This is a genomic window from Pelotalea chapellei (genome assembly GCF_018531195.1).
GTDB lineage: Bacteria > Desulfobacterota > Desulfuromonadia > Geobacterales > Pseudopelobacteraceae > Pelotalea > Pelotalea chapellei.
Map to the genome: position 1 here is coordinate 91,433 of NZ_JAHDYS010000001.1, position 24,000 is coordinate 115,432.

Consider the following 24,000-nt stretch of genomic DNA (forward strand, 5'->3'; position numbering starts at 1 on the left):
GGAGTTGTTTAAGAGGCTTCCGAAGATTTTATCTTCTGGCGAGAACCAGGTTCTACATAAGCAGGAGCAAGAAGATGAGAGAGAAACTCTACACAATGACCAAGTCCACCATTATTTCAGCAAGGATCAGTGACGATGAAATGGAAAGCGTGGCAAAACTCATGGAAGAGACCGACATGACCGCCTCCCAGCTCATGAGAAAGGCTTTCCGCCTGATGATTGAGCGGTTCAAAGAGACCGGCCAGCTGCACAGCACACCGTAACAGCAACCAAGTGCCGAAACCAAAACCTAGTCATGACTTTCTTAATTTCGTAGCCAGTAGCGTCTGTTGAAATACTCAGGTTGTTCAAAAACAGCGACCTACGCCCCCTTCGGGGCCGTTTTTTCGCAGAGTAACTTCAGTAGTGCCGCTTATGTGATTTCAGTAGGTTATGTTGAAGTTACTCAGCAGATCGTCGCCCCCGGAGAACGCCCCGCGGGCCATCCCTCTCTGTGCCGCTCCTATGCAGGCGGGTGGCTGCACCCGGTACAGCCGAAAGTCTTCGGCAATCTGGCCGAACAGGGGCTGCTGGAGATCTGGAACAGTGCTGAATTCCGCAGCTATCGTGAGCATGTGCTGCAAGGCCGAGCCCTTCATCCAGGACTGCTATCTCAACAGCGAACCATGCGGCGCCTGTCTCTGGAGCAAAGGCCTGTTTCAGTGTCTGTCATGATCTTTTATTAACACCCGAACGTGTTTCTACCTGCCGTAACGGTATACGCATTTGCAGAATAGAGGGGGAAACTAGTACCATGTAATCCATTTGCTTAGCTTTAGCTTCACCCCATCCAAACCTCCCCCGCAAGAGAGGCTTAAAAGCTTCCCCCTGATAAGAGGCGTTAGATTACGGTGGATGACAAGAGTGCCAAGCACCTTAAGGACGCCATTTAATATTTCAAGACAGTGGGCCTCAACTCATGTGTAAAAAGATATTCATTGCTGCTACCGGACAGAATACCGGGAAAACCACCATCAGCCTTTCCCTTATCCATTTGGCGCGGCAGAAATACCGGCGGGTCGGCTTCATCAAGGCGGTCGGCCCCAAGTGCCAGGAGTTCAACGGCTGTGTGGTGGACAAGGACGCCGCCCTGATGGCACGAGTCTTCGGACTGGAGGAGGACATCCATCTGATGTCACCGGTGGTGTTGGGCCGGGGTTCGACAAAACGCTTTCTGGACGGCCAACTAACGACCGCCGAGTTGGAAGAACGGCTGGTCAAAGCCTGCCGCGAGATGGAGCGCAAGTATGACTTCCTGGTGATCGAGGGATCCGGACACGGCGGGGTCGGCTCGGTGGTGGGACTCAGCAACGGCAGGGTGGCGAATCTCTGCGAAGCACCGGTCGCTATGGTAAGCGGAGGAGGCATCGGCAACGTGATCGATTCGGCCCTGCTGAATCTCCACCTCTACCGGGCGGAGGGATGTGACGTTAAACTGCTGCTGGTCAACCGGTTACTGACGGAAAAGCGGGACGAGTCGCTCAGGTATCTGACCAAGGCCTTCACCCCCCTGGAACTTCCCGTTGCAGCGGCTTTCGACTACTCGCCGATCCTCGCCGACCCGACCCTGACCCACATCGCCCGGCTACTCGGACATCCTCTCAATGGCGACCCGGCCTCGCACAACCGGATCGTTCACCACATCCAGCTCGGTGCCGCGTCATCCCAGAAGGTGATTGATCGCCTGGACGACTCTACCCTGCTGATCTCCACCAGTTGCCGTGACGAACTTATCGTCACCCTCTCGTCGCTCTATCATATCCCCGCCTATCAAAGGAAAATCGTAGGGCTCGTGATTCCGGGGCACTCCCCGGTATCAAACATTACCCAGAAGATCCTGGACGACAGCGGCATCCCCTATATCCGACTCAAAGAGTCAACAACCGCCGAGACTTATTCTGCCGTCACCGGACACATTTCCAAGATCAGCTCCGAAGATGACGAAAAAATCGACCTGATCTGTTCGTTGGCTGAGAAGGTTATGGATTTCGAGGCGATCGAACGGCTGTTGTAAAGGCAGCTCCCGCCCAGACCGACGCCGATGGGCAACCCGCCATATAGGCACCGGAAAATTTTGAAACAACGGTCTCCGCATACGCCTGCCATGAAACTGTTCCATTCTGGCGCATATTATCCTAAGATTAAACATATACGGCGTACCGCCCAGCCAACGGTCCGGCATGGTATTGGTACGAGGAGCCATTATGAACATCAGCAAATTCGTCGCCCCGGAGATCATTTTTGGACTGGGATCCCTGAGTCAGCTCGGCGAGAGTGTCATCCGCATTGGTGCGTCAAAAGTATTTCTGGTCAGCGATGAAGGGGTGATCAATGCCGGCTGGGTCGATCGTGCCGTGCACTACCTGAATGCCGCCGGCCTTGAATCGGAGATATTCTCCTCCCTGACCACCAATCCCAAGGATGACGAGGTAACGGAAGGAACCATGCGCTACCGGGCTTCGGGCTGCGATGGGATTGTGGCGGTCGGTGGCGGAAGTCCCACCGACGTTGCCAAGGCCATTGCCATCCTGGCTACCAACGGCGGCAACCTGCAGGATTACGAGGGAATCAACAAGATCAGCCACCCCCTGCCCCCCATGGTGATCGCACCCAGCACCGCCGGAGCCGGGTCGGAGGTGAGCCAATTCACCATTATCGTCGACACGGCCCGCAAGCTGAAGATGTCGATCATTTCCAGGTCGCTGGTGCCGGACATTGCAATCGTTGACCCGGAACTGGTGCAGACCATGGATGTCAAACTGGCCGCCGCAACCGGCCTGGACGCCTTTACCCACGGCATCGAATCCTACGTTTCGCTGGCGGCTACTCCGCTGACCGACATCCACGCCCTGAAGGCGATCAAGCTGGTCTCCCGCTACCTGCGGCGGGCGGTCACCAACCGGCACGACATGGAGGCGAACATGAACATGTCCATGGCCAGCCTGACCGCCGGGCTTGCCTTTTCCAATGCCATCCTCGGTGCTACCCACGCCATGACCCACCAGGTAGACAGCCTGATCGACCAGCATCACGGTGAAACCAATGCCTCGATTCTCCCCCACGTAATGGAGTTCAACCTGAGCACCTGCCCCGAACGGTTCCGGGACATAGCCGAGGCCATGGGTGAAGATGTATCCGGCCTGACAGCGATGGCTGCAGCGGAACGTGCAGTAATGGCGGTGCGCCGGCTGATATCAGACATCGGCCTGGCAAAAGGGTTAAGGGATATCGGCCTGACCGAGGAATTCATCCCGCTGCTCAGCGAGAATGCACTGAAAGATGCCTGCCTGGTGACCAACCCACGCCCTGCCAGCAGGGAAGATATTGCGGATATTTTCAGGAAGTGTTTGTGAAGGGCAGGCAGGAACAAAAAAAGTTTCACGCGGAGACGCGGAGATCGCGGAGAAAGTCAAAGCGGTTTACCCTCCCCCAGCCCCTCCCATAAAGGGAGGGGAGCTTTCAAATCCCCTCTCCACTCAGTGGACCCATAGGGCCTAAAGGAGAGGGTTAGGGAGAGGGGTGGTGTAAAGACTCAAGATAAGAGACTAACGAGGAAACAACCGTGGATGATCGAGAAAAACTGCTGGAACAGCTGACCGGCGTCGATTCTTCAAAACTGAACTATTATGTGGAGCTTAAAAAACGCAACCAGGAAGTACTGAAGCAGAACAAGCGTCTTGAAATCCTGCATCAGCTGGCTCGCGACATCAATATCGACATGTCGATCTCCGACATCATCGAGAGGGCCTTTGCCAAATTACCCCAGACCCTCCCCTGCGATTTTCTCGGCCTGGTGGCGGTGAAGAACAGCGGCCTTATTCTCAAGGCGCTGATGCCCCATGATTTCTGCCGCATTGACAACTTCCCGGCCCACTCCCCTTCCCTCAAAGTCATACAGCAGAAAACAGCCGGCATCTTTAATCTGCCGCCTGAAGAACTGGACCATATTCGGATCAACCCCGCCTACCCTGGGCCCCTTCGGACGCTGGCGATAGCCCCCATGTTCAAAAGGGATGAAGCGATCGGTGCCCTTATCGTCGGCAGTGTCGGCAATAATTCCTATGACGATACTGATCTCAGTTTTGTGCAGCACCTGGCAGACCAGCTGTCCATCAGCATCCAGAATGCCCGCCTGTACAAACAGGTATCACGGGCCAAGGAGGAGTGGGAAGCAACCTTCATGGCAGTAACCGACCCGATCCTGCTGATCGATACCGACTATAATGTGCTGCTCCATAACGGCCGCCTCCCTGCAGAGATGCAGGGTTTCTGGAACCAGGCCATCAGCAGGAAGTGTTTTGCCAAGCTGCACGGCCGTACGGAGCCATGCCAGGAGTGCCCGATCCAGGAGGTCCAGCGCACACGCCAGCCGGTTTATCAGCGCTGGCAGACCGACTCGGGACTGGTGCTGGATCTTTCCTACTATCCGGTGCTGAACGAGAGCAGGGAACTGGCTGCGGTAACGATCATCCTCAAGGATGTCACTGAAAAAATCAAAATGGAGGGGCGCCTGGTGCAGTCGGCCAAGCTGGCGGCGCTGGGAGAGATGGCCGCCGGGGTGGCCCATGAACTGAACAGCCCTATGACCGTGATCATCGGCACTGCCCAGCTGGCGGCCAGGGAACTGCTGGAAGACAACCAGACGGAGCGTGCCGGTGAGTTGGAAGATATCGTCAATTCCGGCTTGCGCTGCAAGAGGATCATCCAGAACCTGCTGACTTTTTCCCGGCAGGACCAGCAGCCGGCAACGGAAATAGACCTGAATAACGAGGCGCTGCGGGTGCTGGGCATGATCAAGTACCAGATCAACCGCAGCCAGATCAACATTGTGGAAAAATTGGCGGCCGACCTCCCCTGCCTCACTGCCAATGGCCCCCAGATCCAGCAGGTGCTGACCAACTTTCTGATCAATGCCCGGGATGCCCTTTCAGAGGTGGAACGCCAGGAGAAGGTCATCACCGTTGCAACAGCGCTGCTTCGAAAAAATGGACAAAAATGGGCGGTATTGAGCGTCAATGACAACGGCACCGGCATTCCGCCGGAAAATCTGGCCAAGATTTTTACGCCGTTCTACACCAGCAAGGAAGCCACCAAAGGCACCGGCCTCGGCCTCTCGGTCAGTCTGGGGATCGCCGAGTCTCACAACGGCACCATCGAAGTAGCCAGCACGCCGGGTGAGGGAAGCACCTTCTCTCTGCTGCTGCCGATTGACCAGCCATGATGCCTGCGGAAACGAGAGGAGCCATGTTGCCTATCCAGATATTGATCATCGATGATGAAGCGGATGTCTGCAGCTTTTTTCGGCGACTCCTCACAAAAAAGGGATATGAAGTAACCACGGCGACCAATGAGCCGGATGCGCTGAGCGCTCTGGCAGCGACCCGTTTCAGCGCCGCCCTGGTTGACTTGAAGCTGCCGGATACCGACGGCCTGACTCTGTTGCAGGCGGTCAAGGCCCGCCAACCCGCCTGCGAGGTCATCATCATGACCGGCTACAGCACCGTGAAAACCGCGGTGACCGCCATGCAGCTGGGGGCCTACGAATATCTGGAGAAGCCTTTCGAAGACATCGGCCAAATCGAGGAGCTGATCGCCCGTGCCGTGGCCCATGAAAACCGGCCACAGGGTGAGCAGGTCAGGGACGAATGGGCGGAAGTTGCCGCTGCGGTCGGGTTCCGGGTCGGGACGGCACTACCCATGCGGCGTCTTGTTTCCCTGGCTCACAAGGTGGCCGGCAAGAACATCAACGTGCTGATCCAGGGGAAAACCGGTACCGGCAAAGAGGTGCTTGCGCGCTTTATCCACGCCGCCTCCAACAGGGCCGACAAGACCTTCATCCCGGTAAATTGCGGGGCACTGCCGGAAAACCTGCTGGAAAGCGAACTATTCGGGCACGAGCGGGGCGCCTTTACCGGAGCGAGCCAGACCCGCCGGGGCATCTTCGAACTGGCCAACCAGGGCACCCTGCTGCTGGACGAGATTGGCGACGCCAGCCCTATGATCCAGGTGAAGCTGTTGCGGGTGCTTGAGACCGGAGAATTCATGCGGGTCGGAGGCGAACGGCCAATCAGGACTGATGTGCGGGTGATTGCAGCCACCAATGTGGATCTTGAAGAGGCGATCCGCGAAAAGACTTTCCGCGAAGATCTGTACTATCGCCTCAATGTCGTTCGACTGGAGATTCCCTCCCTGCAGCAACGCCAGGAGGACATCCCCGACCTGGCAGCTCACTTTGTGCGCCAATTCAATCCCGCTGCGCACCTTGCCCCTGAAGCGGTGCGCATGCTGCAGAATTACAGCTGGCCCGGCAATATCCGCGAACTTGCCAATGTCATGCGGCGGGCGGTAGTGATGTGCCCCGATGACACCATCCTCCCCGACCACCTCAGCAGCCGGCTTCAGACCGCCGTCGGGCAGGCAGCGTCCGCTTTGACACCAGGTACAGGGATTCCAGGAGCCGCAGAGTTCCTGCAGGCAAGCGAACAGCTGCAGGAACAGTCGTCCGGTGCCAACCCCTTTGAGAAGCTTACGGCACCGGAACTCGAACGTCTGCTCTCCGCGCTGCGGGGCATAGAAACCACTGTACTTTCAGCCATGGGGTTGCATGGGGCAACGGCATCGCCCCGCCAGGGGCTGAAAGAAACAGAGACCGAAGCGATCAGAAACGCCTTGAACCTGTGCCGGTGGAATATCACCGAAGCGGCCAGGACTCTGGGGATCGGCAGGAATACGCTGTATCGTAAAATCCGGCAGCTCGGGTTGAGCCGTTAAGCCCAAAAAAGCTTGTCTCGCAAAGGCGCAAAGACGCAAAGAAGGGCATAACAAAGGCTATGTTAGTCTTGAAGATCGAGACTTAAGGGCATTGTTTTTAAAAGATTTGAGGTTCTCTCCGCGTCCTTTGCGTCTTTGCGCGAGATAGTTTTCAGCCTAAGGTTTTGATCTTTAAATCGTGAAGCGAAAAAGCTGGTCTCGCAAAGCCGCGAAGACGCAAAGAAGGGCAAAAACAACGACTATGTCAGCCTCACGAAAAATCCCCGAAAAAGCCGGATTAAAATCTATAAAATTAAAACAGACTCGAAGATTTTGACTCTGCGGCTTGATTCTTAATAAGATTGGCTGCTCGAATTCATGAAACAGGCCCGGGCTGCCCTGGATGAAGGCTACCTTGTCTGCATCTTTGCCGAGGGGCAATTGACCCGCAACGGCATGCTGCGTGAATTTCGCGGCGGGTTCGAGCGCATTGTCAAAGGGACAACGTATCCCATCATTCCGGTCTATATCGGCGGCGCCTGGGGCAGCACCCTCTCCTATGCCCATGGCAAACTGCTGTCGCGCCTGCCGACGCTCTCCCCCTATCGGGTGAGCATCCTCTTCGGCACACCAATGGCTTCGACCAGTGCAGCCACAGAAGTACGCCAGAAGGTTGCGGAACTCTCCTGCGACTACTTCGATTCAAGCAAAAAGAGCCGCAGGCCGCTGGAGCCCACCATCGGCCTGCCGGTCCTGGGGACAGGCAAGATGGATCTGAAGGAAATCAGGGAGATTGCTTTGGCTGAGGCTCCAAAACCATGATCTGCCCCAAATGCGAACGTGATCAGCCTGAGGGCCTTGAGGAATGCCTGCACTGCGGAGTGATTTTTGCCAAAATACGGCATGTGCCGCGAATGACACCCGCTGAATCTGCTGTGACTCCTGTGGTTATCGCACCGGGCCGTGCGGCACTGCTTAAGGATCGCCTGTTTGCTGTTTCAGTTGAGGAAAACCGGCTGCTGCTGGCGGGACGTTTCTGCCTGTGGCTGGCGCTTGCCGCGTGGGGCTTCAGATTCATGACCGCCCCGATCAGTGGAGAGTTCTTCAACCAGTCCTTCATGCACCTGATCAACCTCCCCTTCCACGAAGCAGGGCACCTTTTCTTTTCTCCCTTCGGCAGATTCTTGCAGGTTCTGGGCGGGACCCTGGGGCAGTGGATCATTCCGCTGGTGGTGTCGGGGAGCTTTCTGCTCAGGAGCGACCGCTTTGCCGCCTCGGTGGGTCTCTGGTGGCTCGGCCAAAGCTTCATGGACATTGCACCCTACATGGATGATGCCCGAGCCGGACAGTTGATGCTGCTGGGCGGGGTTACGGGAAGCGAGGTCGAGGATTACCACGACTGGGAGATCATCCTGACCCGCCTGGGATGGCTGCAGCACGACCACCTCATCGCCCGGATATCGTTCGGCTTTGGAATAGTGCTGATGCTTGCTGCACTCCTGTGGGGCGGCTATGTGCTTTACCGGCAGAATCACAGGCATTCATCGTAGCAGCTTTTCAGCACTGGAGCACTAAGGGGACAGGCATCTAATTGATATGGCACATAATTGGTGCCGGTCACCTTATCCTGTGCAGTGTGTCCCCTTATCCTGTGAACTATAGTCGTCGGTAAATGTGTTTGATTTAACCGAACGGTCGTATAAGATTTTCCCTCTCGTCTGGTCAGGTCTTTGTTCCAGTACATGCAGGATAAATGTTCCATTCGGGCGGATCAGCTGTTCACGCGCGCGTGCGCGTGAACCGTTCAATAACTAGTTATATATTGCTTATGTTTTACGCTATTTCCCAGTACTCACTTCCGCTCTCTCGGGGACGCCAAATACAAAAAGGCCACTTCTTCTCTCGGAAGTGGCCTTTTTATTTTGTACTTCTTATTTAACGTCCAATCTCTCCTGTTTTATTGGATTTTAAGGAGACAAAGCAGTGGCAATTGCCTGAACTTCTGCTGATGTAAGGACGCTGAGGAACCCCATTCCCCCCACATTGCCGTTAATTGCTGCCTGAATTTGAGCTGCAGTGCTCCCCCTTTTGCTGGATGTGGCCAAGGGGCCATGGCAACCGGCGCAGTTTGTAGCATAGAGGGCCGCCCCATTGAGACTGGCAGCGTTTATGGTTATCGAAAGTGATTTGGAAGCGGTTGCGGCAGCCGCATCCGTTACCGTGAAAGAGGTAGTTGTCGTGCCTGCCGTGGTAGGTGTCCCTGAAATGACACCGGCCGCATTCAGGGTCAGGCCTGCGGGAAGGCTGCTGCCGGGAGCAAGGGTCCAGTTATACGGGGTCGTGCCGCCGCTGGCTGCAAGAGTCTGACTGTATGCCGTGCCGACGGTGCCGGCGGTTAGCGGCGAGGCCGAGGTGATTGTTAATGAAGCACCGACCGGGTTCACAATTATGGAGAACGCCTGAGTCGCGGTTTTGGCCGGAGAGGCGGAATCGGTAACCGTTGCACTGAAATTGTAGGTCCCTGCCGTGGTCGGCGTCCCTGAAATGGCGCCAGTCGTTTCAGCCAGGCTCAGGCCTGGGGGAAGAGCACTCCCGGTTGCCGCTGCCCATGTCCATGTGTAAGCACCTGTGCCGCCGGTCGCGGCGAGGGTCTGGCTATAGGCTGTTCCAACCGTACCCGCAGGAAGCGGAGAAGTTGTGGTGACGGCTAAGGGGGCTACAGAAAAGCATCCCCACATGGAAAGGTGAGTGATGTTGAATGTTGCATTTCCTCCGGTGACAGCCACGCCGGCCTGTTCAAGCACCCAGTTTGTGCCATTGTAACTGTAAACATCGACACTGGTTATTCCAGACGGGACAGCCACCACTACTGTAAGCGGAGTACTGAAATTTTTTACCTGGGTAGAACCTTTACTCATAGTTATGTCGAGGAGGAGGGCGAGTGAAGATCCACTTGGAGGCGCGGCGGGAAGACTGCTGGCGCTGGTGGATTTTGATGTCGTTGTCGTTATGGCCCCGGTTACAGGGGCTCCTGTCGAGTCGGTCAGGACGGAAGGGGAGCTAAATGTCATGCTGGTGACGCCGGCTGGCGACGAAACCATTGTTCCGGCCGCTACGGTTCCTGTAGTAGCGTCTGCGGTTACCGAACCTGTGGTAGCTGTCGGACTATTGTTATGGTCACTGCTGCAACCCGCACAAATTACAGTTAGAAGAGTTAGAAGATACAGAAACATTCTCGTTGTTTTTTTCATAGTCGCCCCTTTTTAATGCGGGATTAATTTAATAAACCTGCATTAATTGTAGGCCTGAATATCTTTTTTTCAAGAAAGGGCCTTTCAACTTCGAGAAGCATAAGAATTGTCACGCCGGATCCTTTCAAAATTCTGCGCAGTTCATCGATTGTACTCCAGTGGGTCCAGGTAATATCGGCCATTGCCGCCCATTCCTTCGAGAAATTATGCCAGAGAACCTACACTTCCTTCTGGGACTGAAAGGTGACACTTCATTTAAGAATGCTAGAATTTTGGGTATATAAGACTGCAGATTACAGGCGTTACAGGCTGAATGTGTGTAGGTAAGCCATGACTTACGGCGATGATCATAACGCAGGCAAACTTGTAAGTAACCACAGCCTCTATAGAGAAAAGATTCTCGCTGAGCAGGTAAGGCAACTCTATAACCTTGCACCATTCGGTTTTTTGGCCACGTTCATCAACTCGCTGATCGTATTCTTCATCATGAAAGATGTCACGCCCTACAGCCTGCTTGTACCCTGGCTGGCAGCGGTCTTGACCATCACTTCTATCAGGGTAGCGCTTGTACTCTGGTTCCGGTCCTCCAAACTGGAACCGGCCACGGTCAAAACATGGCAGGAACGGTTTCTTATCAGCCTGGTATGTGTCGGCCTTGCCTGGGGCAGTATCGGTTTCCTCCCCTTTTCAAATATCAGTCTCGCACATCAGGTTTTTATTGCATTTGTCTTGGGTGGCATGGCCGCAGGAGCTTCTTCAACTTTCTCCATGCTCAAGGCTGGCTACATAGCGTACAGCGTTCCCTCCCTGGCGCCGCTCACCCTGCATTTCTTCCTGCTGAACGACCCGTTTCATTACGCCATGGGTGCAATGCTCTCTCTGTTCGGGGTCTTGCTCTGGAGAATATCCCTCCACAACTACTCGATAAACTGGAAATCCCTGCTGCTCAGGTTCGAAAATCTTTCCATGATAGAGAGTCTGAATCAAGCTAAGGAACGGGTTGAAGGACTGAACTCGCAGCTTACGGAACAAATAGATGCCAAGCTGCAGGCGGAAGCCGAACTCAGGGCGCAGCACGACCTTCTTGAACGCACCGTGGAGGAACGGACACGCGATCTGGTACAGGCAAATGAGCAGTTATCTACTGCAAAGGAGGCCGCCGAATCCGCCAATATAGCCAAGAGTGAGTTCCTTGCGAATATGAGTCATGAAATGAGGACCCCGCTTGCCGGAACCCTGGGGATGATAAATCTGGTGCTTGAGATGGACATCGCTGCCGAGGAGCGGCAATTGCTGGAGATGGCCAGGCGCTCAGCAGACTCCCTGCTGCCCATCATCTCGGATGTGCTGGATTTTTCCAGGCTTGAAGCGGGCGTCATGAGATTCAAAGAGGAAGATTTCGACCTCTCCAAAGTCGTGAGAACAGCTGTCGAAGTTGTTTCACTCACCGCAGCAGAAAAAAATATCGCACTTGCATGGAAGGTCGACGAGTCGGTGCCGGAGCACATGATCGGAGATGAAGGGCGGTTGCGCCAGGTCCTGGTTAATCTTCTAGGAAACGCGCTGAAATTCACCGAAGCAGGCCGCATCGAGGTTATGGTCCGGGACACCGGTGACGAGGAAATCGGGCGTCGGCTCATTCTTTTTTCAGTCCGCGACACCGGTGTGGGCATAGCGGTCGACCAGATGGAAAGGATCTTCGGCAAATTCACCCAGGTTGACTCAACCCTTACCAGGCGTCATGGGGGCACAGGGCTGGGACTGGCTCTCACACGGCAGATTGTGGAAAATTGGGGGGGTAAAGTCTGGGCTGAGAGCACGGTCGGAGCGGGTAGTACCTTTTATTTCACTCTTCCGATGTATCACGAGGATTGATGGTGAGAAAGACTATTCTCCCAGATGTTTTTCCAGCACCGACAAAAGAATTTTGAAATCCACAGGCTTGGTTATGACATCGTCCATGCCTGCCGCAAAACATTTCTTGTGGTCTTCGGGAAAGGCATGGGCGGTCAACCCGACAATGGGTATGTGTTTCCCTTCCATGGATTCCTTTTCCCGGATGGCCCTGGTGGTTTCCAACCCGTCTTTTCTAGGCATCTGCAAATCCATCAGGATGATTCCGAATTCGGTTGTATTCCAGGCCTCCAAAGCAGCCAGGCCATCGGAAACAATGGTGACCTGATAATCCTTCCTCTTCAGCAACTGCCCCATCATGAAGGCGATAGTTTCATCATCTTCTGCCAATAACACTCTTCTTGTGGTCATTTGCATTCCTTCACGGCGTGATGGACCTTCTTTATAGTTGCACAAAACCGGCTAAGTTCAAGCAGCGCTCCAGGCACTGTCCTGTGTTCCCTCGGGGGAATCAGGGGAAACAATACGAATTTCTGCAGTAGTCGCAATTGCCCACCACCATCCATTGTCGGAACCCCCTTATTGTTGACTTATTAAAGAAGTCCTAATACCCTCCACGCATGCCACGCTTATCCCGACTTGTCGTCCCAGGATATCCCATCACGTAACGCAGAGAGGCGGTAGGTCTATGGATATTTTTGCCAACGACAACCAGCGATGGTCATATCTCCGCCTGATTGCCGAAGAGACACGGCGGGTGGGAGTGCAGGTTTACCTTGAGAACCGGAAGACCTGTCGGAAGTGATGACTTTATTGAAGAGATTGAACAGGCTACAGGCCGAAACCCACGACCGAAGCCGCCAGGAAGGCCAAAGGTGCGGTAATCCGTTGTGTCCATAATTCCGTGTCACATAATTTCCTTGTCCCACAATTTCCTGCAACCACGCGTAACAGCGGCCCTGGCCACTGTACTTTCGCGACGTAAAGGCAACTAACATGGAACCAAAAGAGCTTGGCAAAAAATATGACATGATTGCCCAGTGGTGGCACGAAAGACATCATGATTCTAAATATGGAATGAAACAGCTTGATATGGCTCTCAAGTTTGCATCCGACGGTGGGTCGGCACTTGATGTCGGCTGCGGCACAGGTGGGAGAATCATTCGTCAATTGGAAGATCAGGGGTTTGCAGTAACAGGAATAGATGTTTCTGAAGAGATGATACATCTGGCGATTCAAAATCATCCACACGCTTCTTTTCTTGAGCAGGATATTTGTACCTGGAAAACTGACAGAAAATTTGACTTTATCATTGCCTGGGACAGCATCTTTCACCTGCCTTTGCAGATGCACCGGCCAGTCGTAAATAAACTGTGTAATTTATTGGAGAAGAACGGTGTCCTGATATACACATTTGGCAATGCGACCGGTGAGCATACCGACAGATGGCATGAGGATGATTTCTACTACAGTTCGATAGGTATAAATGGCAATCTGATGGCGATGATAAACAACGGCCTGACCATTGTGCACCTGGAGTTAGACCAGTTTCCGGAAAAACACGTTTATGTTGTTGCGCAAAAGGCATAGCCAGGTTTGCTGAAACAGGCACGCCTGTTCAACAAGGATGGAGATTTTGGCTACTCACCCCATAGGGTATGACAACAAGGAGGATACTATGTCCCACGATACATCGCAGAATTATCTAAACTGAAGGAGCGTCTTCCCTCCCAAGGTGCGTAATCCGTATTGTGTCCCCAAAAATTAATGTAATACATCAATAAATACCACAAAATAGCAGAATTAATTCAACTTTTTTACCTTTAAAATTTCATCTACAGGTTTATAATTTTAAGGATAGAGAAGAAGCCGAAAGTTAAAAGATGGAGGTGAGCATGATGCTTGAATTCGTCATTTTTACAATAGTCGCAGGAGCCATTACCGTTACCGCCGCGGTTCACTACATGCACAAATCAGGTAGAAGCAGGTAATTGGGATGCATGATAAAAACATTCAGGTTTTGAGTCTTTTTCTTGATCTGATTGCCTTGATTCAGCTTTTGCAGTTAAACAAAAATGAGGGGTTACGTAATTTGTAACCCCTCTTTTTTTATTAATTGAGGCGTAGAGGATAAAGCTGGGATCCATGCGTTGCAAATAAAGTAGATTTGCATTTTTTCGTATTACATTGTACCAATCCCCACAGACCGTTTTGGGTAACCGTAGAAGCACAGCCGAGACAAATAACGCGACTGGAATCTCCCCACATGCACAAGTTTTTTAATTTCGTTCTCTCCCGCATCGTCAAAAACTCCATGGCCTCCACCGACAACCTGCAAGCTTTCAGCGGCTATCGACCCTTGACGAAGCGTCGAGACACGACATAATTTCATTCAGCCATTAAAGTTATTAAAAAGGAGGCTCATGATGCAATTATTCGTTCTCATCCTGGTTATGCTTTGCAGTATCAGCGCCTTTGCTGAGGAAAACCCTTTGGACAAAATCACCAGCCTCACATGCGAGTTTCCCATCACTTCCGTGAACGATTGGAAGGAAGAAACTCCTGCACCGGTAATCAAAAAGGACCAGAAATTGGTTTTTCAACTGGACAGTATCGATGTCGCAAAAAGCACGGCTAAAATTGTTGGTAAAGGCAAAGCTCAAGATATAAAAGTCATCACCACGCCTGAATCGCTTCATTTCCTGGAAGAGATGCCCTCAGGGATCCTGAACCTTACCACTGTCTTTAACGCACCAACCAAGGACGGAAGATTTAAAGCAGTCCATTCCAGGCATGTAAAGATTGGTGATCCGCTCCCTTCCCAGGCCTACGGTTTCTGTAAATAAGCGGTTGTTGCAGATCAACGGCAAATCCCACTTTAGGCCCTTTGGGTCCTTTTGACGTCTTGGCTATTATTTTTTCAATAAAGGGAGGGACGAAAATGCACGAAATGTCCATAACCCAAAGCGTAGTGGATATATGTTCGCAAAATGCCGGCAACAAAAGGGTCACAGAAGTAACTCTGGAGATTGGCGCTCTTTCTGGTGTTGTGCCAGATGCCATAGAATTTTGTTTCGAGGCGTGTACAAAAGGAACCTCTCTGGAGGGTGCCCGGTTGCTCATTGAGAAGATACCAGGCAGGGGGCGCTGTCGTGCCTGTGCAGCAGAATTCAACCTTGACTCCTACCATGAGCCCTGCCCTGCCTGCAGCGGATTCGGCGTAGAGATTCTTTTCGGCGAAGAACTCCGGGTACGAGATCTCGTGGTGGATTAGGAACCTGTCGGACTTAGGAGAAATCTACTTCAAATCCGTCCTGACGGACCATATTCATCCGCTTTCTTGGTCAATAGAACAACTATTGACCTTCAAAATCGTCTAAATCTGTCTCGCCCAGCCGAATTTTCGCTACGACTTCCTAAGTCCGACAGACTCCTGGCATGTTATCAAATTGGCAGTGCCCATCATGTTTAATATCCACAACCCTTCAAACCATCAGCAGTTCCCCTGATCCACCGTTTTTTTCAACCGCACGACTACACCTCATCTTAAGACAGTAAGATACGCAAATAAGACAAAACGATACAGCCATGGACAAAAATATACACCATCCGCCACCAGAAATGTACATCCCCCGTAATTAATTAGATTTTAAGTATCTAATTTATTTTAATTATATATTTTATAGCCCCATGGCATACCCTTTGCTGTATACGCCCCGTTTATGATTATGACAGGGGGTGTTATGAGGAAAGAAGACGATTTCTTGTGTGCAGGAGTGTCCCGGAGGAGTTTCATAAAAACGTGCATTACCGCTACGGCCATGATGGGTCTGCCGTTCGGCATGCACACCAAAGTTGCCGAGGCGTTTGAGAAGAATGGCAATCCAACGGTCATCTGGCTGCATTTCCAGGAGTGTACCGGGTGTTCCGAGTCCCTTCTAAGATCCACCCATCCTACTATTTCGACCCTGATCCTGGACATGATCTCTCTCGATTATCACGAGACCTTGATGGCCGGTTCCGGCGCCCAGGCTGAAAAATCGCTGCACGACTCCATGCTTGCCAACAAGGGCAAGTACCTGCTGGTTGTTGAAGGTGCGATTCCAACCAAGGATAATGGCATCTACTGCAAGGTCGGCGGTAAGACCGCCCAGGAATCCTTGCTGCATGCCGCTGAAGGAGCGGCAGCCATCATTTCCATCGGCACCTGCGCATCATTCGGCGGAATCCAGTCCGTAGGCCCCAACCCCACCGGAGCCGTCGGGGTGCGCGACATTATCAAAGACAAGCCGGTGATCAACATTCCCGGCTGCCCACCTAGTCCGTACAACCTGCTTTCCACGGTCATGTACTATCTCACCTTTAAAAAGCTGCCGGAACTGGATGCCCTTGGTCGGCCTAAATTTGCCTATGGCAGAAAAATTCACGAACATTGCGAGCGTCGCCCCCATTTTGATGCAGGCCGCTTTGCCAAGGCCTATGGCGATGATACCCACGCCCAAGGTTACTGCCTGTTCAAACTCGGCTGCAAGGGACCGGCAACCTATGCCAACTGCTCGGTGCAGCGCTTCAACGAAGTCGGTGCCTGGCCTGTATCCATTGGACATCCCTGCATCGGCTGCACCGAACCGGATGTGCTTTTCAAAATGGCAATTGCCGAAAAGGTCCAGATTCACGAACCGACACCGTTCGACAGCTATGCACCGGTTGACCTGAAGGAAAAGGGGAAAGGCCCTGATCCATTGACCACCGGTTTGGTCGGACTTGCCGGGGGGGCCGCTCTTGGCGCCGGGGCAATGCTTGCCAAAAAGCTGCCGAAGGATGATGGCCACAAGGGGGACGATCACCATGAAGAACAAGAGTAGGAGGGATTTCCTCAAACTATTCGGTCTCACGGGGGCAGGCCTCCTCACTGGAGCGGGACATGCTGGCGCCAACGAGGGGTTGCGGATCAACAACGAGGAGCTCGGCATGCTGTACGACGCCACCAAGTGCGTCGGTTGCAAGGCGTGCATGTCGGCCTGCAAGCGCGTCAATGGTGATTTCGGCAGCCTCGCTTACGAAAGGGCCAAATTCGATCCCGATGGTCTGTGGGACGCGCCGGAGGATCTTTCCGGCAGCACCCGAACCTTAATCAAGTTGTTCAAGGAGTCTGAAGATCGCTGGTCATACGTGAAGTATTCCTGCATGCATTGCCAGAAACCTTCCTGCGTCTCGGTCTGCCCGGTCAGCGCCATGACCAAGGATAAGGTCACCGGCATCGTGGACTACAACAAGGATACCTGTATCGGCTGCCGTTACTGCCAGGTGGCCTGTGCCTTCAATATCCCCAAATTCCAGTGGGACAAGTCAATCCCGCAGATCGTCAAGTGCGACCTCTGCAAGAATACCAACCTGCGCGAAAAAGGGATCTCCGCCTGCGCCGAGGTCTGTCCCGTGGGAGCGATCAAGTTCGGAAAACGCAAGGACCTGCTGCAGGAAGCTAAGGAAAGAATCAAGGAAAGCCCGGTCAAATATGTCCCCCACATCTATGGCGAACATGAGGCGGGGGGGATCAACCACCTCTACCTGGCCTCAATGCCGTTCAAGAAACTCGGGCTGCCCGAAATCAAACCCGAGGCGCCCGCAGAGTTTTCAGAGAAAATCCAGCACACCATTTACAAAGGGTTCATCGCCCCGGTTGCCCTGTACAGCACCCTCTGCTTCATTGCCGTCAAAAACATGAAAAATCACGACAAATCTGCCGACCATGAAAAACAGAAGCAGGAAGAGGAGAAGCGATAATGGGGCATAATGATGAATACCAGAAACTGGAAGGAAAGATTTTCACCAAATCTTTCTTTATTCTTCTCTTCGTTGTTGCCGTCGGTTTCTTCTTTGTCGGCGTACGTTTCGTAAAAGGCATCGGTGCAGTTTCAAACATGAGTGACGGTTACCCCTGGGGAATCTGGATCACCTACGACGTTGCCACCGGCACTGCCATTGCCTGCGGTGGCTATGCCGTTGCAATTCTGGTCTACATCCGCAATCGGATGCAGTACCATCCCCTGATCCGCTCCGCCATCCTCACCAGCATGTTCGGATATGGCCTGGCCGGATTCTCGGTCATGGTCGACCTTGGCCGACCCTGGAACTCCTACAACTTTTTCATACCTTCGAAGTGGCAGGCCAACTCGGCCATGTTCGAGGTAGCCTTGTGTGTCATGGCATATTCGACGGTGTTGATCATCGAGTTCCTTCCCGCCATTCTGACAACCATCGAAACCACTAAATGGGAAGGGATGCACAAGGTGCGCGACTGGCTCCACCCGCGCATCGCACCTAATGCGCAAAATCTTGCGACCGGTCTGGAATGGGTCAAGCTGGGGGCTTCCTGGCTCAAACCGCGGCTGAACAAGGTGCTGATATTTTTTATCGTGCTGGGAATCACCCTGCCGACCATGCACCAATCGTCGCTGGGCTCGCTGTTGCTGATCGCTTCCACCAAGCTCCACCCCTTGTGGCACACCGGATTCCTGCCGCTGCTGTTCCTGATCAACTGCGTCTTTATCGGCTATGCCATTGCCATCCTGGAATCGATCATCTCCTGCTACTCTTTCAAGCGGCCCTACGAGGTGGAGGAACTCTCCGGCCTCGCTGCTCTGATCCCCTGGGTGACAGTGATCTGGCTGTCGGTCGTGGTCGGCGACCTGGCCAACCGTGGACAAATAGGTGCGGCCCTCAAGCTGGATTTTTACTCCGGTTTTTTCCTGACCGAGTTTTTTCTGGTGGGCATCGGTTCCGCCATCCTCTTCAGCAGGAAAAATCGCCGCTCGGCCCGCTGGCTTTTCGTCAGTGCCGCAATGATCGTCTTAGGCGGCGCACTGTACCGTTTCAATGTCTATCTGATCGGGTTCAATCCTGGCAAGGGCTGGAGATACTTCCCCTCTTTCGCCGAGGTAATGATCACAGTCGGTATCGTGGCGTTGGAAATCCTGGGCTACAAGGTATTTGTCAAACTGTTCCCGGTGCTTCCCAATGCCGGCAAACATAATGGTAGTAAACCTCAAACCGGCGGAATCGAACCGCTGGCACAACTGCAATTGGAAAAATAATTCAATCTTTGGAGGAATAAATGTCTAAAAGAATAACCCTGGATCCCATCACCCGAATTGAGGGACATTTGCGGATCGATGTTGAAGTTAATGGCGGCAAGGTTTCCAATGCCTGGTCCTCTGCCCAGATGTGGCGCGGAATTGAAGTGATACTGAAAGGACGGCCACCTGAAGATGCCTGGTCTTTCGCCCAACGCTTCTGCGGTGTCTGTACCACTGTTCATGCCATCTCTTCCATTCGTTCAGTAGAGCACGCCCTCAAAGTGGAAGTACCGCTTAATGCCCAGTACATCCGCAACATCATGATCGCCCAGCACTCGGTGCAGGACCACATCGTGCATTTCTACCACCTGTCGGCGCTGGACTGGGTTGACATCGTTTCGGCTCTGAAGGCCGACCCGAAGAAGACCGCCCAGATCGCCCAGAGCATCTCCGACTGGCCCGGCAACAGTGAGAAGGAATTCAAAGCGGTTCAGGACAAGTTGAAAGGTTTCGTTGCCGGAGGACGGCTCGGCATCTTCGCCTCCGGTTACTGGGGGCATCCAGCCATGAAGCTTCCCCCCGAGATTAATCTGCTGGCTGTGGCCCATTACCTGAAAGCGCTCGATTACCAGCGCAAAGCGGCCCAGGCGGTAGCAATCCTGGGTGGTAAGAACCCTCATATCCAGAACCTGGTGGTCGGCGGCGTCGCTACCGCAATCAACATGGAAAATATCGCTACGCTCAACATGGAGCGGCTGGCCTTTCTCAAGACCTTGATGGAAGAAACCAGGGACTTTGTGCAGAAGGTCTATTATCCCGACATGCTGGCTATCGCCTCGGCCTACAAGGAATGGTTCGGCTATGGAGCGGGGGTCACCAATTACCTGGCTGTGCCGGAATTCCCCGAGGACACCAAAAACACCAAATTTGCCCTCAACGGCGGCATTATCACAGCCGGTAATCTGGCTACCATGAAGCCGATCAAGGATCATCACGATGAATACCTGATCAACAACATCAAAGAATCCGTCGCCCATGCGTGGTACGAAGGCTCATCCAACCTGCACCCGTGGGAAGGCGAAACCAAGCCCGAATACACCGATTTCAAGGAAAATGGAAAATACTCCTGGTGCAAGGCTCCCCGACTTGACGGCAAAGCGATTCAGGTCGGTCCCCCGGCACAGATCTTTGCCGCCTATGCCGCCGGCAACCCCAAGGTAAGGAAACTTGTTGACGGCGCAAACGCGACTATCGGCATCGGCATGAAAGACTACCACTCCACCATGGGCAGGCTCCTGGCTCGCGCCCAGCGTGCGCACCTCATGGCGGACATCTCCATTGACAATCTGGACAAACTGATTGCCAACATCGCTTCCGGCGACAAGGTTTATGCCAACCACACTGCCATTCCCAAGGGGGAGTACCGCGGCGTCGGATTCCATGAAGCACCGCGCGGCACCCTGTCACATTGGATCGTTATAAAGGATCAGAAAATCAAAAACTATCAGGCGGTCGTGCCATCCACCTGGAATGCCTCTCCCCGTGACGAGAAGGGCGTTTTGGGACCTTACGAGGCTTCCCTCGTGGGAAATCCGGTCGCCCAGGAAGACAAGCCGCTGGAAGTGCTGCGGACCATTCATTCCTTCGACCCATGTATTGCCTGCGCCGTGCATGCAATTGACCCGGAAGGAAAAGAAATCACCAAGGTGAAAGTGTTGTAAACGTCCACTTTTTGGCAATATCTGCGTAAGTCTTCAGGATCACTTGTGCGGCGTAGCCCCCTCATCCTATCCTTCTCCCAAAGGGAGAAGGGATACAGTTCACCCTCTCCCTCTGGGAGAGGGTGGCCAAAGGCCGGGTGAGGGCCTCCGCGCAATCCTTCGACAGCCTTGATCTTACCGAAAAATTGAACGTTTATTAAAGGCAGTGGAGAAAACTATGAAAGTACTTATTTTCGGCGCAGGCAACCTGATCCTTTCCGATGAAGGTTTCGGCGTCCATTTTGTGAAATACATGGAAGAGCATTACCAGGTGCCGGAGAATGTCGAGCTGTACGACGGCGGCACGCTGGGGATCATGGTGACTCATAAGTTTGAGGAGGCTGACAAGGTTTTCCTCGTTGATATTGTGGATGCACCCGGGAACCCGGGTGACATACACCGCTACACCAAAGAGGAGATCATGCTGAACCGGATTCCGATCAAGATGTCTCCGCACCAGATCGGCATCCAGGAAATGCTTTTCATAAGTGAATTACGCGGCGCATGTCCCGCCGACATAACTTTTTACGGCATTGTTCCGGCGTCTCTTGATGCAGGAAACAAGCTTTCGCCACCACTTCAAAGAGGACTGGGCGACATAGCCAGACTCCTAGTGAATGAGCTTGAAACTACCGACGTTAGAATAGCGCTAAAATAAACCACAGAAGCCAGGGGAGACACTCCATGTTTGGAATCGGAATGCCGGAACTTTTCATCATCCTTGCCATTGTACTGGTTATCGCAGGTCCAGCCAAACTACCGCAGATAGGTCAGGCACTTGGTAGCAGCATCAGGGGATTCAAAAAGGCGATCGACGGCGAGGATGTTGTAAAGATAAATGAAGTGAAGTAGTCTACCTATTGAGTACAACCTGAATCCGTGACACCGGAACTCTGAATCACTGGGAATGCTGGAGTTGATCGTCTACTGCCCCGCAATATGCCAATTATGCCGCTATGCCCCATACATAGGCATTCCAGGCAAGTGTAAGCGTGAAGGTGTCACGGATTCAGGTACAAGAAATGACTGAGACAGCCAAAACCGAATCTTCTCCACAAACATGCAGACAGCTTGCGGAGCCTATGTACCCAGGAGGTTGAAATTATGTGCATCACGTGTGGCTGCGAGCCGGAACAACAGCACCATGGCCACCACCATCACCATCATGAAACCGAGCCGCAGCCCCCCTCTCCCGGAAGTAAAATAGCCATCCAAACCGATATCCTGTCGAAGAACAATCGCCTCGCCGAGAAAAATCGGGCACTTTTTACGACCAAAGGAATCTTTGCTCTCAATCTGGTCAGCTCACCTGGTTCAGGTAAGACGACCATTCTGGAGCGTACCCTGAAGGACCTGCGGGATGCTCTGAGGTGCGCCGTCATAGAAGGGGACCAGCAAACCGACAACGACGCTGTGCGTATTGCGGCCACAGGCGTTCCGGTCAAGCAGATCAACACCGGTGCCGGGTGTCACCTGGATGCTCACATGGTAGGTCATGCCATGGAAGAGTTTAACCTGGACCATCTGGACCTGCTTTTCATCGAGAACGTGGGCAACCTGGTCTGTCCTGCATCTTTTGATCTCGGAGAAAACCACAAGGTGGTGGTGCTGAGTGTCACGGAAGGTGAGGATAAACCGCTCAAATACCCACAGATGTTCCACGCTGCGGATGTGATGCTGCTCAACAAGATTGATATTCTTCCACACCTGGATTTCGACATGGAGAAGTGCAAGGAAATGGCACGCCGTGTCAGCCCGGGCATTATTATTTTCGAAGTATCCAGCAAGACCGGTGCAGGCATGGATGCGTGGTACGGCTGGCTGGCAGATCAGGTAAAAGCAGCCCCGGGCAGGCGATCATGACCGGAAGGAGTATTGTATGTGTGTAGGTGTCCCCATGCGTGTGGTGAGCATTGAGGACGGGAATGCGGTTGCGGAGATCGATGGGGTCAAGCGCGAGGCAAGCCTCATGCTCTTGGCTGACGAAGTACAGGTCGGCGACTTCATCATTGTACACGCAGGGTTTGCCATTTCCAGACTGGACGAGGAAGATGCCCGCGAGACCATCGCCATGATGCGCGAAGCCTTTGCACCGGAGGATATGGCGTGAACTATCTGGACCAGTTTCAGGATCGCAACGTGGTGAGAGGTCTTGCCGATCGTATTGCACAGCTGACGGCAGGAAGAGCCGCGCCGATGACCTTCATGGAAGTATGTGGCACCCACACCATGGCCATCTCCCGGTATGGGATCAGAAGCATTCTTCCGTCCCAGGTGCGGCTCATCTCCGGGCCAGGTTGTCCCGTCTGCGTAACTCCCAATAGTTATATAGACCGGGCAGTCGCCATGTGCAGAATTCCCGGCATCATCATCACCACCTTCGGCGACATGATGAGGGTTCCCGGCTCATCCTCCTCACTCATGGAGCAGCGAGCCAAGGGGGCTGACATCAGAACCGTCTACTCCCCCCTGGATGCTATGGCCCTGGCTGCCAAGAACCGTGACAGACAGGTAGTATTTCTCGGGGTGGGATTTGAAACTACTGCGCCCGCCATTGCCGGCAGCATCCTGACGGCCGCTCGACAGGGACTTGACAACTATTTCGTCCTGGCTTCCCACAAGGTCATGCCGAAACCGATGGAAATCCTTGCCGCTGACCCGGAACTGAAAATTGACGGTTATATTTGTCCCGCCCATGTGAGCGCCATTATCGGCGGTAATGCCTACCGTCCCCTGGTGGAAAATCAGCACGTGCCATGTGTGGTAACAGGGTTTGAGCCCACGGACATCATGCAGGGGGTGGAGATGCTCGTCCGGCAGGTGCTGGAAGGGGTCAGCAGGGTGGAAATCCAGTACAGCCGCGTTGTCAGCTGGGATGGAAACAAAAAAGCCCAGGAGATCATCGCCCAGGTGTTTACCCCCTGCGACGCCCAGTGGCGAGGCATGGGGACTATTCCGGGGACAGGGCTGGAGATAAATGACGCCTACGCGGCCTTTGACGCACAAAAGGCGATTCCGGTCGAGGTGGAAGAGCTGCAGGAACACGCGGGATGTCTCTGCGGTGAGATACTGAAGGGAAAAATAGCGCCCAGTGATTGTCCCTTGTTCGGCACCACCTGTACCCCCGAGGCACCGGTGGGGGCCTGTATGGTGTCATCGGAAGGGAGCTGCGCCGCAGCTTACAAATACATGAATTAGTACGCACCGCTTTAGGTCTCCTCCGCACAATCATGTAATCCGGCATTAAATATTTATTCAGCATTCTGCAGG

23 protein-coding genes are annotated in these 24,000 nt (G+C 53.4%); 21 read left to right on the plus strand and 2 right to left on the minus strand.

The window, feature by feature from the left end; all coding sequences use genetic code 11:
- Positions 1 to 74 precede the first annotated feature (74 nt).
- The 8 genes from KJB30_RS00415 to KJB30_RS00450 all read left to right on the plus strand — a co-directional run bounded on the left by KJB30_RS00415 (position 75) and on the right by KJB30_RS00450 (position 8,339).
- Positions 75 to 263, plus strand: coding sequence for a ribbon-helix-helix domain-containing protein (locus KJB30_RS00415; RefSeq protein WP_214295955.1), 189 nt, complete (start codon positions 75 to 77; stop codon positions 261 to 263).
- A gap of 66 nt (positions 264 to 329) precedes the next feature.
- Entirely contained in the window at positions 330 to 725 is a 396-nt protein-coding gene (locus KJB30_RS00420) for an SPASM domain-containing protein (protein ID WP_246545399.1), read from the plus strand.
- A gap of 233 nt (positions 726 to 958) precedes the next feature.
- Positions 959 to 2,053: an AAA family ATPase gene (locus KJB30_RS00425; RefSeq protein ID WP_214295956.1), complete on the plus strand. Its 1,095-nt coding sequence runs from the start codon at positions 959 to 961 to the stop codon at positions 2,051 to 2,053.
- A gap of 190 nt (positions 2,054 to 2,243) precedes the next feature.
- Entirely contained in the window at positions 2,244 to 3,392 is a 1,149-nt protein-coding gene (locus KJB30_RS00430; protein ID WP_214295957.1) for an iron-containing alcohol dehydrogenase, read from the plus strand.
- A gap of 209 nt (positions 3,393 to 3,601) precedes the next feature.
- Positions 3,602 to 5,260 carry a GAF domain-containing sensor histidine kinase gene (locus KJB30_RS00435; RefSeq protein ID WP_214295958.1) on the plus strand — a complete coding sequence of 553 codons (1,659 nt, stop codon included), beginning with the start codon at positions 3,602 to 3,604 and terminating at the stop codon, positions 5,258 to 5,260.
- A gap of 23 nt (positions 5,261 to 5,283) precedes the next feature.
- A complete protein-coding gene (locus tag KJB30_RS00440; protein WP_214295959.1) occupies positions 5,284 to 6,810 on the plus strand; it encodes a sigma-54-dependent transcriptional regulator in 1,527 nt (508 codons plus the stop codon).
- 357 nt (positions 6,811 to 7,167) lie between these two features.
- The gene (locus KJB30_RS00445) at positions 7,168 to 7,611 is read left to right on the plus strand and encodes a 1-acyl-sn-glycerol-3-phosphate acyltransferase (RefSeq protein WP_281415385.1); all 444 of its coding nucleotides are present in this window, start codon (positions 7,168 to 7,170) and stop codon (positions 7,609 to 7,611) included.
- On the plus strand, positions 7,608 to 8,339 hold the full coding sequence (locus tag KJB30_RS00450; protein ID WP_214295960.1) for a hypothetical protein: 732 nt from the start codon (positions 7,608 to 7,610) through the stop codon (positions 8,337 to 8,339). Before KJB30_RS00445 ends, KJB30_RS00450 begins: the two co-directional genes overlap by 4 nt.
- 417 nt (positions 8,340 to 8,756) lie before the next feature.
- Here the strand turns inward: KJB30_RS00450 and KJB30_RS00455 are convergent, their stop codons facing one another.
- Positions 8,757 to 10,040, minus strand: a complete 1,284-nt coding sequence (locus KJB30_RS00455; protein WP_214295961.1) for a putative Ig domain-containing protein — start codon at positions 10,038 to 10,040, stop codon at positions 8,757 to 8,759.
- Positions 10,041 to 10,370: 330 nt separating this feature from the next.
- On the opposite strand from KJB30_RS00455, the gene KJB30_RS00460 reads away from it, so the two are divergent.
- Entirely contained in the window at positions 10,371 to 11,915 is a 1,545-nt protein-coding gene (locus KJB30_RS00460) for a sensor histidine kinase (RefSeq protein WP_214295962.1), read from the plus strand.
- Between the two features lie 12 nt (positions 11,916 to 11,927).
- Here the strand turns inward: KJB30_RS00460 and KJB30_RS00465 are convergent, their stop codons facing one another.
- The gene (locus KJB30_RS00465; RefSeq protein ID WP_214295963.1) at positions 11,928 to 12,305 is read right to left on the minus strand and encodes a response regulator; all 378 of its coding nucleotides are present in this window, start codon (positions 12,303 to 12,305) and stop codon (positions 11,928 to 11,930) included.
- A 585-nt stretch (positions 12,306 to 12,890) separates the two neighbouring features.
- On the opposite strand from KJB30_RS00465, the gene KJB30_RS00470 reads away from it, so the two are divergent.
- The 12 genes from KJB30_RS00470 to hypD all read left to right on the plus strand — a co-directional run bounded on the left by KJB30_RS00470 (position 12,891) and on the right by hypD (position 23,928).
- Positions 12,891 to 13,484: a class I SAM-dependent methyltransferase gene (locus KJB30_RS00470; protein WP_214295964.1), complete on the plus strand. Its 594-nt coding sequence runs from the start codon at positions 12,891 to 12,893 to the stop codon at positions 13,482 to 13,484.
- An 833-nt stretch (positions 13,485 to 14,317) separates the two neighbouring features.
- On the plus strand, positions 14,318 to 14,740 hold the full coding sequence (locus tag KJB30_RS00475) for a hypothetical protein (protein WP_214295965.1): 423 nt from the start codon (positions 14,318 to 14,320) through the stop codon (positions 14,738 to 14,740).
- 95 nt (positions 14,741 to 14,835) lie between these two features.
- Positions 14,836 to 15,168, plus strand: a complete 333-nt coding sequence (hypA, locus tag KJB30_RS00480) for a hydrogenase maturation nickel metallochaperone HypA (RefSeq protein WP_214295966.1) — start codon at positions 14,836 to 14,838, stop codon at positions 15,166 to 15,168.
- A 469-nt stretch (positions 15,169 to 15,637) separates the two neighbouring features.
- On the plus strand, positions 15,638 to 16,759 hold the full coding sequence (locus tag KJB30_RS00485; RefSeq protein WP_246545400.1) for a hydrogenase small subunit: 1,122 nt from the start codon (positions 15,638 to 15,640) through the stop codon (positions 16,757 to 16,759).
- Positions 16,743 to 17,678 (plus strand): hydrogenase 2 operon protein HybA, encoded by a 936-nt coding sequence (gene hybA, locus KJB30_RS00490; RefSeq protein WP_214295967.1) that lies wholly within the window; start codon positions 16,743 to 16,745, stop codon positions 17,676 to 17,678. Before KJB30_RS00485 ends, hybA begins: the two co-directional genes overlap by 17 nt.
- Positions 17,678 to 18,988 (plus strand): Ni/Fe-hydrogenase cytochrome b subunit, encoded by a 1,311-nt coding sequence (hybB, locus tag KJB30_RS00495; RefSeq protein WP_246545401.1) that lies wholly within the window; start codon positions 17,678 to 17,680, stop codon positions 18,986 to 18,988. The genes hybA and hybB overlap by 1 nt, the downstream gene beginning before the upstream one ends.
- A gap of 20 nt (positions 18,989 to 19,008) precedes the next feature.
- Positions 19,009 to 20,691 (plus strand): nickel-dependent hydrogenase large subunit, encoded by a 1,683-nt coding sequence (locus KJB30_RS00500; protein ID WP_214295968.1) that lies wholly within the window; start codon positions 19,009 to 19,011, stop codon positions 20,689 to 20,691.
- Positions 20,692 to 20,908: 217 nt separating this feature from the next.
- Complete coding sequence (locus KJB30_RS00505) at positions 20,909 to 21,388, plus strand: HyaD/HybD family hydrogenase maturation endopeptidase (protein ID WP_214295969.1); 480 nt, start codon at positions 20,909 to 20,911, stop codon at positions 21,386 to 21,388.
- Positions 21,389 to 21,414: 26 nt separating this feature from the next.
- Positions 21,415 to 21,582 (plus strand): twin-arginine translocase TatA/TatE family subunit, encoded by a 168-nt coding sequence (locus KJB30_RS00510; RefSeq protein WP_214295970.1) that lies wholly within the window; start codon positions 21,415 to 21,417, stop codon positions 21,580 to 21,582.
- Positions 21,583 to 21,834: 252 nt separating this feature from the next.
- On the plus strand, positions 21,835 to 22,593 hold the full coding sequence (hypB, locus tag KJB30_RS00515; RefSeq protein WP_214295971.1) for a hydrogenase nickel incorporation protein HypB: 759 nt from the start codon (positions 21,835 to 21,837) through the stop codon (positions 22,591 to 22,593).
- 16 nt (positions 22,594 to 22,609) lie between these two features.
- Positions 22,610 to 22,840 carry a HypC/HybG/HupF family hydrogenase formation chaperone gene (locus KJB30_RS00520; RefSeq protein ID WP_214295972.1) on the plus strand — a complete coding sequence of 77 codons (231 nt, stop codon included), beginning with the start codon at positions 22,610 to 22,612 and terminating at the stop codon, positions 22,838 to 22,840.
- Positions 22,837 to 23,928 carry a hydrogenase formation protein HypD gene (gene hypD / locus KJB30_RS00525; RefSeq protein ID WP_214295973.1) on the plus strand — a complete coding sequence of 364 codons (1,092 nt, stop codon included), beginning with the start codon at positions 22,837 to 22,839 and terminating at the stop codon, positions 23,926 to 23,928. Before KJB30_RS00520 ends, hypD begins: the two co-directional genes overlap by 4 nt.
- Positions 23,929 to 24,000 lie beyond the last annotated feature (72 nt).

Coding starts and splice junctions, on each gene's coding strand:
- hypA (WP_214295966.1), top strand. CDS start 14,836: ATGCACGAAATGTCCATAACCCAAAGCGTAGTGGATATATGTTCGCAA.
- KJB30_RS00520 (WP_214295972.1), top strand. CDS start 22,610: ATGTGTGTAGGTGTCCCCATGCGTGTGGTGAGCATTGAGGACGGGAAT.
- KJB30_RS00415 (WP_214295955.1), top strand. CDS start 75: ATGAGAGAGAAACTCTACACAATGACCAAGTCCACCATTATTTCAGCA.
- hybA (WP_214295967.1), top strand. CDS start 16,743: ATGAAGAACAAGAGTAGGAGGGATTTCCTCAAACTATTCGGTCTCACG.
- KJB30_RS00450 (WP_214295960.1), top strand. CDS start 7,608: ATGATCTGCCCCAAATGCGAACGTGATCAGCCTGAGGGCCTTGAGGAA.
- hybB (WP_246545401.1), top strand. CDS start 17,678: ATGGGGCATAATGATGAATACCAGAAACTGGAAGGAAAGATTTTCACC.
- KJB30_RS00475 (WP_214295965.1), top strand. CDS start 14,318: ATGATGCAATTATTCGTTCTCATCCTGGTTATGCTTTGCAGTATCAGC.
- KJB30_RS00470 (WP_214295964.1), top strand. CDS start 12,891: ATGGAACCAAAAGAGCTTGGCAAAAAATATGACATGATTGCCCAGTGG.
- KJB30_RS00485 (WP_246545400.1), top strand. CDS start 15,638: ATGAGGAAAGAAGACGATTTCTTGTGTGCAGGAGTGTCCCGGAGGAGT.
- KJB30_RS00440 (WP_214295959.1), top strand. CDS start 5,284: ATGTTGCCTATCCAGATATTGATCATCGATGATGAAGCGGATGTCTGC.
- KJB30_RS00505 (WP_214295969.1), top strand. CDS start 20,909: ATGAAAGTACTTATTTTCGGCGCAGGCAACCTGATCCTTTCCGATGAA.
- hypB (WP_214295971.1), top strand. CDS start 21,835: ATGTGCATCACGTGTGGCTGCGAGCCGGAACAACAGCACCATGGCCAC.
- KJB30_RS00455 (WP_214295961.1), bottom strand. CDS start 10,040: ATGAAAAAAACAACGAGAATGTTTCTGTATCTTCTAACTCTTCTAACT.
- KJB30_RS00430 (WP_214295957.1), top strand. CDS start 2,244: ATGAACATCAGCAAATTCGTCGCCCCGGAGATCATTTTTGGACTGGGA.
- KJB30_RS00445 (WP_281415385.1), top strand. CDS start 7,168: ATGAAACAGGCCCGGGCTGCCCTGGATGAAGGCTACCTTGTCTGCATC.
- KJB30_RS00500 (WP_214295968.1), top strand. CDS start 19,009: ATGTCTAAAAGAATAACCCTGGATCCCATCACCCGAATTGAGGGACAT.
- KJB30_RS00425 (WP_214295956.1), top strand. CDS start 959: ATGTGTAAAAAGATATTCATTGCTGCTACCGGACAGAATACCGGGAAA.
- KJB30_RS00460 (WP_214295962.1), top strand. CDS start 10,371: ATGACTTACGGCGATGATCATAACGCAGGCAAACTTGTAAGTAACCAC.
- KJB30_RS00510 (WP_214295970.1), top strand. CDS start 21,415: ATGTTTGGAATCGGAATGCCGGAACTTTTCATCATCCTTGCCATTGTA.
- KJB30_RS00465 (WP_214295963.1), bottom strand. CDS start 12,305: ATGACCACAAGAAGAGTGTTATTGGCAGAAGATGATGAAACTATCGCC.